Raw genomic sequence first — 9,923 nt, forward strand, 5'->3', positions numbered from 1 at the left:
ACCTGGACCGTCGCCGGTCGCCGGGGGCGCGGCGCCCGTCGTGCCGCCGGGCCCGGCGGTCTCGCGGCCGACCTCCAGCGCGACCACGCCGAACCGGCGGGGCTCCGGGCCGTCCAGCAGGTCCGCCAGCAGCGTGCGGTAGCGCTCCTCGAAGAGGTGGAGAGGCAGGACGACACCGGGGAACAGGACGGCGCTCAGCGGGAACAGCGCGATTCGATCGGTCATCGCGTCCCTCCCACAATGCTCCCGCCCCGGGGCTCCGGGCGCGACGGTGCCCTCCCCGCCAGACTACGTCGCCGTGCCCCGCGTGGGCAGCCGCGCCCCGGGCACCGCTTGGTGGCCGGAACGGGGCATGGCTTTGTGGTCGGGTTGGGCGGCAGGCGGTAAAGGCGCTGGTCAGAGTACTGCGGCGGGGCTAGCTTCGTCCCACGTCCCGGGGGTTCGCCCTCCGGAAAGACCTGGAGGCGCCCGAACTCCGATGTGGCTCAACCTGTTGATGATGGGCACGGCGAGCCTCGCCGTGGGTTTCGTGGTCGGGTGGATCACCGCCTGCCCGCGCCGCTGGGACGCCCACTTCTGCGCCCGCACTCCGTCCCATCCCGACGCACCCACCGCACCCGACCCGTCCACCGCACCCGACATGTCCGACGCGTCCGGCTTCCGTGCCGCGCCCATCGCGCCCCACGCGCCAGGTGCGCCTGATGTGCCCGCTGTTCGTGCCGCTCCTGATGCGTCTGTCGGGTCCGGCGTCCACGGTGCGGGGGGCGGCCCGGATCGTGACCAGGACGAGTTCGACGTCCACGTCGCGGGTGATGGCCGGCCTGGCGGCGCGGAGAGGGACGACCAGTCCACTGGCGCGGATTGGCCGTTTCGTGCCGTCCGGGCGCCCGATTAGCGTCGAAGGCATGAGACTGCTGGTCGTTGACGCCTTCACCGAACGTCCGTTCGGCGGGAATCCCGCCGGTGTCTGCCTGCTGGACGCGCCCGCGGATCCAGCCTGGATGCAGCGGGTCGCGGCGGAGCTCAGACACTCGGAGACGGCCTTCGTCCGCCCGCTGGCCGACCCGGATGCCGACTTCGAGCTGCGCTGGTTCACGCCGCTGGTGGAGGTGAACCTGTGCGGGCACGCGACGCTGGCGTCGGCGCACGCGCTGTTCTCCACCGGCGCCGCGTCGGACGGGCCGCTGCGGTTCCGGACCCTGCACAGCGGCGTGCTGACCGTGGCGCCCTCGCCGGACGGTGCGCTGGAGATGGACTTCCCGGCCGCCCCGCCGGAGCGGACCCCGGAACCGGACGGCCTGTCCGCCGCGCTCGGCACGGCGGTGGTCTGGACGGGACGCTCCGCGGTCGGCGACGTGCTCGCCGAGGTCGCGGACGCCGAGGCCGTCCGGTCCCTGGCGCCGGACGCCGGGGCGCTGGAGAAGATCGACGCGCGCGGGGTGATCGTCACCGCCGCCGCCGAGCCGGGCGCGGATCATGACTTCGTCTCGCGGTTCTTCGGCGCCCGCGGGCTGGGGGACGGCGAGGACCCGGTGACGGGCTCGGCGCACTGCGCCCTGTCGCCGTTCTGGTCGGCCCGCCTCGGCCGCGCCGACCTGACCGGCTACCAGGCGTCCGAGCGGGGCGGGTACGTCCGGACGGGGCTGCGCGGCGACCGGGTCGTCCTCACCGGGCGGGCGGTCACCGTCCTGGACGGGACGCTGCTCGTCTGACGCGGTCGGCCGGGGGCGGGCGTAACGGAAGGCGCCCGTGAGCGGAAGTCGCCTTTGGAACGCGCTACGCCCCGGGCTCCCGCACTGGGAGGGCGGGACCCGGGGCGTCAGCGGCCCTGCGATCACCACCCACGCCGCCGCACCGACACCCGTGCCCACCCACCTCTACCGTGCCCGTGCCTGAGCCAAGGGCTGCGGCCGTGCTCGATGCCCGCGTCTGAGGCCCGATGCGGGCCCTCGGGCGGGGGTGGCGTGGGGGGAAGTCTTTTGTTCGGGGAGAATTCGGTCTTGGCGGGGCGGCTTCGGGCGTTCCGCACCACCTGGGTCGCCGGGGTCCCACGAGTTCCACGGGAATTCCGTGACCCGTGTCTCGGCACGCGAGACGGTGCTTCGTGGTTTGGACGCACTCCGTAGACTGGGCGGGTGATCTCCCGTATCGATCTGCGCGGTTCGCTCCCCGGCGACCTGCGCTCCGTGCTGCCCCGCGCCGAGCTCGACGTCGAGGCCGCCCTTGAGAAGGTGCGGCCCATCTGCGAGGACGTGCGCCATCATGGGGCCGCGGCCGTACGGGAGTACACCAGGCGGTTCGACGGCGTCGAGCTGGAGTCCACCCGCGTCCCCGCCGGGGAGATCGAGAAGGCGCTCGCCGGTCTCGACCCTGCCGTCCGGGACGCCCTGGAGGAGTCGATCCGCCGCGCCCGCATGGTCCACCGCGACCAGCGCCGCACGGACGTGACCACGCGGGTCGTGCCCGGCGGCACCGTCACCGAGCGGTGGATCCCGGTCGGGCGCGTGGGGCTCTACGTGCCGGGCGGGCGCGCCGTGTACCCGTCCAGCGTCGTGATGAACGTCGTCCCGGCGCAGGAGGCCGGGGTCGGCTCGCTCGCGGTCACCTCGCCCGCGCAGCGGGACTTCGGCGGCCTGCCGCACCCGACGATCCTGGCGGCGTGCGCGCTGCTCGGGGTGGACGAGGTGTACGCGGCCGGCGGGGCGCAGGCGGTCGCGATGTTCGCCTACGGCACCGAGGAGTGCCCGCGCGCCGATCTGGTCACCGGGCCCGGCAACATCTGGGTCGCGGCGGCCAAGCGGCTGCTCAAGGGCGTGATCGGCATCGACTCCGAGGCCGGTCCGACCGAGATCGCGGTGCTCGCCGACGACACCGCCGACCCGGTGCACGTCGCCGCCGACCTGATCAGCCAGGCCGAGCACGACGTGCTGGCCGCCGCCGTCCTGGTCACCGACTCGGCCGGGCTCGCGGACGCGGTCGAGGCCGAGCTCGCGGTCCAGGTGGGCCGCACCAAGCACAGCGAGCGGATCACCGAGGCGCTGGCCGGCCGCCAGTCCGGGATCGTCCTGGTGGACGACGTCGAGGCGGGCCTGAAGGTCGTCGACGCGTACGCCGCCGAGCACCTGGAGATCCAGACCGCCGACGCCGACGCGGTCGCCGCGCGGGTCCGCAACGCGGGCGCGGTCTTCGTCGGGCCGTTCGCGCCCGTGTCGCTGGGGGACTACCTGGCGGGCTCCAACCATGTCCTGCCGACCGGCGGATGCGCGTGCCATTCGTCCGGCCTGTCGGTCCAGTCGTTCCTGCGCGGCGTCCATGTCGTGAAGTACGACGAGGCCGCCCTCGCGGACGCCACCGCGCGCGTGGTGACGCTCGCCGAGGCCGAGGACCTGCCCGCCCACGGGGCCGCGATGAAGGCCCGCTTCGACTGGGAGATCCCTTCGTGACGTCCCTCTCCGACCTCCCGATCCGCGACGACCTGCGGGGCCGGGAGCCCTACGGGGCACCCCAGCTGGACGTCCCGGTCGCGCTGAACACCAACGAGAACCCCTACCCGCCGTCCGAGCCGCTGGTGCGGGCGATCGGCGCGGCCGTCATGGCCGCCGCCGGCTCCCTCAACCGCTACCCGGACCGCGACGCCGTCGCGCTGCGCGAGGGGCTGGCGGAGTTCCTGAACACCGACACCCCCGGCGCGGGCCTGACCGGCCGCCGGGTCTGGGCCGCCAACGGCTCCAACGAGATCATCCAGCAGATCCTGCAGGCGTTCGGCGGCGCGGGCCGCACCGCGCTCGGCTTCGAGCCGTCCTACTCGATGCACCCGATCATCACCGGGGTCACCGGCACCCGCTGGATCAACGCCTTCCGCGACGAGGACTTCGGGATCGAGCCCGAGGCCGCGGTGCGGGCGGTCGAGGAGCACCGGCCGGACGTGGTGTTCCTGACCTCCCCGAACAACCCGACCGGCACCGCGCTGCCGCTCGACGCGATCGAGGCCATCCTCGCGGCGGCCCCCGGCATGGTCGTGGTGGACGAGGCGTACGCCGAGTTCCGCCGGGCCGGGACGCCGTCGGCGCTGACGCTGCTGGACCGGCACCCCAGGCTGATCGTCACCCGGACGATGTCCAAGGCGTTCGCGATGGCGGGAACCCGCCTCGGCTACCTCGCCGCCGACCCGGCGGTGATCGACGCGCTGCTGCTCGTCCGGCTGCCGTACCACCTGTCGGCCGTCACCCAGGCGGTGGCGCGCACCGCGCTCGGCCACGCCGGAGAACTGCTGGGCTCGGTGGACGCGCTGCGCCGCGAGCGCGACGCGACCGTGGAGTGGCTGCGCGGGGAGGGCCTGCGCGTCGCCGACTCCGACGCCAACTTCGTCCTGTTCGGGACGTTCCCCGACCGCCGGAGGGTGTGGCAGGGGATGCTCGACCGCGGCGTCCTCATCCGGGAGGTGGGACCGCCCGAGTGGCTGCGGGTCAGCGTCGGCACCCCCCGGGAGATGGACGCCTTCCGGGACGCACTGAAGACCGCGATCAAGGAGAGCAAGTGAGCCGCACGGGCAGGGTCTCGCGGGGGACCAAGGAGACCGAGGTCCTGGTCGAGATCGACCTCGACGGGACGGGCACCGTCGACATCGCGACCGGCGTCGGCTTCTACGACCACATGCTGGCCCAGCTCGGCAAGCACGGTTCGTTCGACCTCACCGTCAAGACCACCGGCGACCTGTACATCGACAGCCACCACACGATCGAGGACACCGCGATCGCGCTCGGCGGCGCGTTCCGGCAGGCGCTGGGCGACAAGGCCGGCATCCGCCGGTTCGCCGACGCCTCGGTCCCGCTGGACGAGGCGCTCGCGCAGGTCACCGTGGACATCGCGGGCCGGCCGTACCTGGTGCACACCGAGCCCGAGGGCATGGCCCCGATGATCGGGCCGGAGTACGACACCACGATGACCCGGCACATCCTGGAGTCGTTCGTCGCCAACGCGGGCGTCTGCCTGCACGTCCACGTCCCGTACGGCCGCAACGCCCACCACATCGTCGAGGCCCAGTTCAAGGCGCTCGCCCGGGCGCTGCGGGACGCGGTCGCGTTCGACCCGAAGGTGCACGGCATCCCGTCCACCAAGGGAGCCCTGTAGGCATGGGCAAGAGGATCGTCGTCCTCGACTACGGGTCGGGGAACCTGCGCTCGGCCGAACGCGCGATCGCCCGGCACGGCGCGGACGTCACCGTGACCTCCGACTTCGACGCCGCGCTCGACGCGGACGGCCTGGTCGTCCCCGGGGTCGGCGCGTTCGAGGCGTGCATGGCGGGGCTGCTGAAGATCAAGGGCGAGCGGATCATCGGACGGCGGCTCGCGGGCGGCCGTCCGGTGCTCGGCATCTGCGTCGGCATGCAGATCCTGTTCGGGCGGGGCGTCGAGCACGGCGTCACCACCGACGGCTGCGACGAGTGGCCCGGCACGGTCGAGCGGCTGTCGGCGCCCGTCCTGCCGCACATGGGCTGGAACACCGTGGACGCCCCGGCCGACTCGCTGCTGTTCGCGGGCCTGGACGCCGACACCCGGTTCTACTTCGTGCACTCCTACGGCGTGCGGACGTGGGAGCTGACGCCTGACCCGTCCGGCACCATCAAGCCGCCGCTGGTCACCTGGGCCGAGCACGGCGACCGCTTCGTCGCCGCCGTCGAGAACGGCCCGCTGTGCGCCACCCAGTTCCATCCGGAGAAGTCCGGCGACGCCGGGGCCCGGCTCCTGGAGAACTGGCTCGCCACGGTCGACTGACCTCTCCCTCTCCTCCGCTCACACCTTCCGGGTAAGGACCCCATGTCACTCACGCTGCTTCCCGCCGTTGACGTCGCCGACGGCCAGGCCGTGCGCCTGGTGCAGGGCGAGGCGGGCACCGAGACCTCCTACGGCGCGCCGCTGGAGGCCGCCCTCGCCTGGCAGGAGGCGGGCGCGGAGTGGATCCATCTGGTCGACCTCGACGCCGCCTTCGGGCGCGGCTCCAACCGCGGGCTGCTCGCCGAGGTGACCGGCCGCCTGGACGTGAAGGTCGAGCTGTCCGGCGGCATCCGCGACGACGCCTCGCTGGAGGCGGCGCTCGCGACCGGCTGCGCGCGGGTCAACATCGGCACCGCCGCGCTGGAGGACCCGGCCTGGTGCCGCAAGATCATCGCCGAGTACGGCGACCGGATCGCGGTCGGCCTGGACGTGCGCGGCACCACGCTCGCCGCGCGCGGCTGGACCCGCGAGGGCGGCGACCTGTGGGAGGTGCTGGCCCGGCTGGAGGACGACGGCTGCCCGCGCTACGTCGTCACCGACGTCACCAAGGACGGCACGCTGCGCGGCCCCAACACCGAGCTGCTCCGCGAGGTCTGCGCGCGCACCGACCGGCCGGTCGTCGCGTCCGGCGGCGTCTCGTCCCTGGACGACCTGCGCGCGCTCGCCGGCCTGGTGGCGGACGGCGTCGAGGGCGCGATCGTCGGGAAGGCGCTGTACGGGGGCGCGTTCACGCTGGAAGAGGCCCTGGAGGCCGTGCGTTGATCGAGCGCATCACCTCCGGCGGCCCCTGGGAGGACACGATCGGATACTCCCGGGCCGTCCTCGCCGGGGACTTCGCGTTCGTGTCCGGCTGCACCTCGACCGTGGACGGCGAGGTCGTCCACCCCGGCGACCCCTACCAGCAGACCCGCACCGCGATCGAGATCGCGCTGTGGTCGCTGGAGCGGCTCGGCCTCGGCCGTGAGCACGTCGTCCGGACCCGGATGTACGTCACCGACGCGGCGTACTCGGACGAGGTGGGCCGCGCGCACGCCGAGTTCTTCCACGACGTCCGGCCCGCCGCGAGCATGCTGGTCGTCGCGGGCCTGATCGACCCGCGCCAGCTGGTCGAGATCGAGATCGACGCGTACCGGGGGGCATCGTGACCGTCGCCGTGCGAGTGATCCCCTGCCTGGACGTGGACGCCGGGCGGGTGGTCAAGGGCGTCAACTTCCAGAACCTGCGCGACGCGGGCGACCCCGTCGAGCTGGCCGCCCGCTACGACGCCGAGGGCGCCGACGAGCTGACCTTCCTGGACATCACCGCCTCCTCGGCGGACCGTTCCACCACCTACGACGTGGTGCGGCGCACCGCCGAGCAGGTGTTCATCCCGCTCACCGTCGGCGGCGGCGTCCGCACCGTCGAGGACGTGGACCGGCTGCTGCGCGCGGGCGCGGACAAGGTGTCGATCAACACCGCCGCGATCGCCCGGCCCGAGTTCCTGCGGGAGGCCGCGCACCGGTTCGGGTCGCAGTGCGTCGTGCTGTCGGTGGACGCCCGCCGCGCCGCGGACACCGCGTCCGGCTTCGAGGTCACCACCCACGGCGGACGCCGCGGCACCGGCATCGACGCGGTCGAGTGGGCCCGCCGCGCCGAGGACCTGGGCGTGGGCGAGATCCTGCTGAACTCGATGGACGCCGACGGCACCAGGACCGGGTTCGACCTGGAGATGATCCGGGCCGTCCGGGCGGAGGTGTCGGTGCCGGTCATCGCGTCCGGCGGCGCGGGCGCGGTGGGCGACTTCGCCCCGGCCGTCGCCGCCGGGGCCGACGCGGTCCTCGCCGCGTCGGTGTTCCACTTCGGCGACCTCACGATCCCCGACGTGAAGGCCGCCCTGCGCCAGGAAGGACTCCCCGTCCGTTGAAGGTAGCCCTCGCCACGTTCGCCGCGATCCCCGACGGCGGATCCGAGGCCGCGATGCTGCGCGCGTCGCTCGCCCCCCTCGGCGTCACCGCCGAACCGGTCGTGTGGGACGACCCGTCCGCCGACTGGTCCCGCTACGACCTGACCGTCATCCGCTCGACCTGGGACTACATCGACCGTCCGGCCGAGTTCCTGGCCTGGGCCGACGCCCTGCCGCGCGTCGCGAACCCGGCGCCCGTGCTGCGCTGGAACACCGACAAGCGGTACCTGCGCGACCTCGCCGAGGCGGGCGTCCCGACCGTCCCGACCCTCTGGGACCCGGACGGCCTGCCCGACTGGGACGAGTTCGTCATCAAGCCCGCCGTGTCGGCCGGGTCCCGCGACACCGCCCGCTGGCGGCGCGGGACCGAGGACGAGCAGGCCCGCGCCCACCTGGAGGCGCTGCGCGGCGCCCCGGCGATGGTGCAGCCGTTCCTGTCCGCCGTGGACACGGAGGGCGAGACCGCCCTGCTGTTCTGCGACGGCGATTTCACCCATGCCGCCCGCAAGTCCCCGATCCTGCGCGCGGGCGCGGGCATCGAGGGCCTGGTGACCGGCGAGGACGGCCGCGGCGCCATCACCCCGGCCACCCCGACGGAAGCGCAGCTGGCGCTCGCCGAACGCGCCCTGGCCGCCGTCCCGGGCGCCCCCGACCTCCTCTACGCCCGCGTGGACATGGTCACCGGCCCCGACGGCGCGCCCGTCCTGATGGAACTGGAACTCACCGAGCCCTCCCTCTTCCTGGACGCGGCCCCCGAAGCCGCCGACCTCTACGCCAAGGCCATCGCCGCCCGTCTCTGACGCATCCGGAAGGACCCGCCGCGATCTCCACTCGCGGCGGGTCCTTCGCATGGGGCGCCCGGAGCGACGTTCCGGACGCCTACGACGCCTCTTCTCCGACGTTGCCTTACGGCCCGCCCGCGTCTGGGGCTTCGTCGGCGGGCGGGCGGGGTCTGCCGTGCAGGAGGGGCGCCTCCCAGCAGGTGCCGGGCTGGACGAGGACGTCCTCGCCGTCGAAGACGATGTGGACGGGCTCGGCGGCGCCGGGCCGCAGGGACACGTGCAGGAGGTCCTGGCGGCAGACGAGTTCGACGCCCCAGTGCCCGCGGTAGCGGAGCGCCAGCCGGATCTCGCCGATCGCGGCGGGCAGGCGCGGGTCGAGGTGCAGCGTCCCGCCGCGCATGGTCAGACCGGCGTACTGGCGCTGGACGAGGTCCACGGTGCCCGCCATGGCGCCCAGGTGGACGCCCTCGGCCGTGGTGCCGTGCTGCGCGTCCTCCATGTCGCAGCCGAGCGCCTCCAGGAAGACGGGCCAGGCGTCGTCCGCGGTGGTCCCGGCCAGGATCCAGGCGTGCACGAGGAAGCTGAGGGTGGAGCCGTGGCAGGTGCGCGGCAGGTAGTAGGCGATGGTCCGCGCGGTCAGCTCCGGGCCGTGCTCGTAGCCGAGGCGGCGCAGGACGGCGTCGAGCTCGTCCGGCGGCAGGACGTGCAGCAGCATCAGCGCGTCGGCCTGCTTGGACGCCTTGTAGCGGTTGGCCGAGTCGCCCTCGGCCTCCAGGATCCGGTCGAGCCTGCGGATGTCGCCGTAGCGCTCGCGGTACCGGTCCCAGTCGAGTTCCGCGAGGTCGCCGTAGCCCTCGAACTGGCTGATCACGCCGTCGTGGAAGGGGACGTACATCCGCCGTCCGACGGTCTCGAACTGGGTGATCTCCTCGCGGGTCAGGCCGAGGCGCTCGCGCAGCTCGGTGCGGCGGTCCCCGGGGATGAGGGACAGCGCCTCCAGGGCCCTGTCCAGCACCCAGGCCGTGAGGACGTTGGTGTAGGCGTTGTCGTCCAGGCCCGGTTCCGCGCGGTCGGGGTAGGCGTCGTGGTACTCGTCGGGGCCCATGACGCCCCGGATCCGGTACCGGTCCAGGGAGCGGTCGTAGCGGGCCAGCCAGGCGAAGTACCGGGCGATCTCCAGGATCATCTCGGCGCCGTACTCGGCGAGGAACCCGGTGTCGCCGGTGGCCTCGTGGAACCGCCAGACGTTCAGGGCCACCGCCAGCCCCACGTGCCGCTGCAGGCGCGAGTGGTCGGGCAGCCAGCGTCCCGACCGGGGGTTGAGGTGCACGAGCTGGGTCTCCTCGCGGCCGTCGGCGGCGCTCTGCCACGGGTACAGGGCGCCGCGCCCGCCCGCCCGCGCCGCCGCGCGCCGCGCCGCGGGCA

At 73.8% G+C, this 9,923-nt stretch carries 11 protein-coding genes; 9 read left to right on the plus strand and 2 right to left on the minus strand.

Annotated elements, in window-relative coordinates; translation table 11 throughout:
• On the minus strand, window positions 1–225 hold a 225-nt coding region (locus DZF91_RS33470), incomplete at its 3' end, for an LON peptidase substrate-binding domain-containing protein (RefSeq protein WP_199487075.1).
• A gap of 680 nt (window positions 226–905) precedes the next feature.
• Between DZF91_RS33470 and DZF91_RS33480 the strand changes: the two genes are divergently transcribed.
• From DZF91_RS33480 to DZF91_RS33520, 9 genes are all read left to right on the plus strand, one after another.
• Window positions 906–1,712 (plus strand): PhzF family phenazine biosynthesis protein, encoded by an 807-nt coding sequence (locus tag DZF91_RS33480; protein WP_117361053.1) that lies wholly within the window; start codon window positions 906–908, stop codon window positions 1,710–1,712.
• Window positions 1,713–2,135: 423 nt separating this feature from the next.
• Window positions 2,136–3,443: a histidinol dehydrogenase gene (gene hisD / locus DZF91_RS33485; RefSeq protein ID WP_117361054.1), complete on the plus strand. Its 1,308-nt coding sequence runs from the start codon at window positions 2,136–2,138 to the stop codon at window positions 3,441–3,443.
• The gene (locus DZF91_RS33490; RefSeq protein WP_117361055.1) at window positions 3,440–4,540 is read left to right on the plus strand and encodes a histidinol-phosphate transaminase; all 1,101 of its coding nucleotides are present in this window, start codon (window positions 3,440–3,442) and stop codon (window positions 4,538–4,540) included. The genes hisD and DZF91_RS33490 overlap by 4 nt, the downstream gene beginning before the upstream one ends.
• The gene (hisB, locus tag DZF91_RS33495) at window positions 4,537–5,130 is read left to right on the plus strand and encodes an imidazoleglycerol-phosphate dehydratase HisB (protein WP_117361056.1); all 594 of its coding nucleotides are present in this window, start codon (window positions 4,537–4,539) and stop codon (window positions 5,128–5,130) included. Before DZF91_RS33490 ends, hisB begins: the two co-directional genes overlap by 4 nt.
• Window positions 5,131–5,132: 2 nt before the next feature.
• The gene (hisH, locus tag DZF91_RS33500; protein ID WP_117361057.1) at window positions 5,133–5,774 is read left to right on the plus strand and encodes an imidazole glycerol phosphate synthase subunit HisH; all 642 of its coding nucleotides are present in this window, start codon (window positions 5,133–5,135) and stop codon (window positions 5,772–5,774) included.
• A gap of 42 nt (window positions 5,775–5,816) precedes the next feature.
• Complete coding sequence (priA, locus tag DZF91_RS33505) at window positions 5,817–6,536, plus strand: bifunctional 1-(5-phosphoribosyl)-5-((5-phosphoribosylamino)methylideneamino)imidazole-4-carboxamide isomerase/phosphoribosylanthranilate isomerase PriA (RefSeq protein WP_117361058.1); 720 nt, start codon at window positions 5,817–5,819, stop codon at window positions 6,534–6,536.
• Window positions 6,533–6,919 carry a RidA family protein gene (locus DZF91_RS33510; RefSeq protein WP_117361059.1) on the plus strand — a complete coding sequence of 129 codons (387 nt, stop codon included), beginning with the start codon at window positions 6,533–6,535 and terminating at the stop codon, window positions 6,917–6,919. Before priA ends, DZF91_RS33510 begins: the two co-directional genes overlap by 4 nt.
• Window positions 6,916–7,677, plus strand: a complete 762-nt coding sequence (gene hisF / locus DZF91_RS33515; RefSeq protein ID WP_117361060.1) for an imidazole glycerol phosphate synthase subunit HisF — start codon at window positions 6,916–6,918, stop codon at window positions 7,675–7,677. The genes DZF91_RS33510 and hisF overlap by 4 nt, the downstream gene beginning before the upstream one ends.
• On the plus strand, window positions 7,674–8,516 hold the full coding sequence (locus DZF91_RS33520) for an ATP-grasp domain-containing protein (RefSeq protein WP_117361061.1): 843 nt from the start codon (window positions 7,674–7,676) through the stop codon (window positions 8,514–8,516). The genes hisF and DZF91_RS33520 overlap by 4 nt, the downstream gene beginning before the upstream one ends.
• A gap of 106 nt (window positions 8,517–8,622) precedes the next feature.
• On the opposite strand, the gene DZF91_RS33525 is transcribed toward DZF91_RS33520, so the two are convergent.
• Window positions 8,623–9,923: glycosyl hydrolase family 65 protein (locus tag DZF91_RS33525; RefSeq protein ID WP_328589252.1), on the minus strand; the 1,301-nt coding region annotated here is incomplete at its 5' end.

This window comes from Actinomadura logoneensis (assembly GCF_003428695.1).
Classification (GTDB): domain Bacteria; phylum Actinomycetota; class Actinomycetes; order Streptosporangiales; family Streptosporangiaceae; genus Spirillospora; species Spirillospora logoneensis.

Excerpts from the sequence above, each read along its gene's own strand:
- DZF91_RS33480 (WP_117361053.1), top strand. The coding sequence starts at position 906 with ATGAGACTGCTGGTCGTTGACGCCTTCACCGAACGTCCGTTCGGCGGG.
- hisH (WP_117361057.1), top strand. The coding sequence starts at position 5,133 with ATGGGCAAGAGGATCGTCGTCCTCGACTACGGGTCGGGGAACCTGCGC.
- priA (WP_117361058.1), top strand. The coding sequence starts at position 5,817 with ATGTCACTCACGCTGCTTCCCGCCGTTGACGTCGCCGACGGCCAGGCC.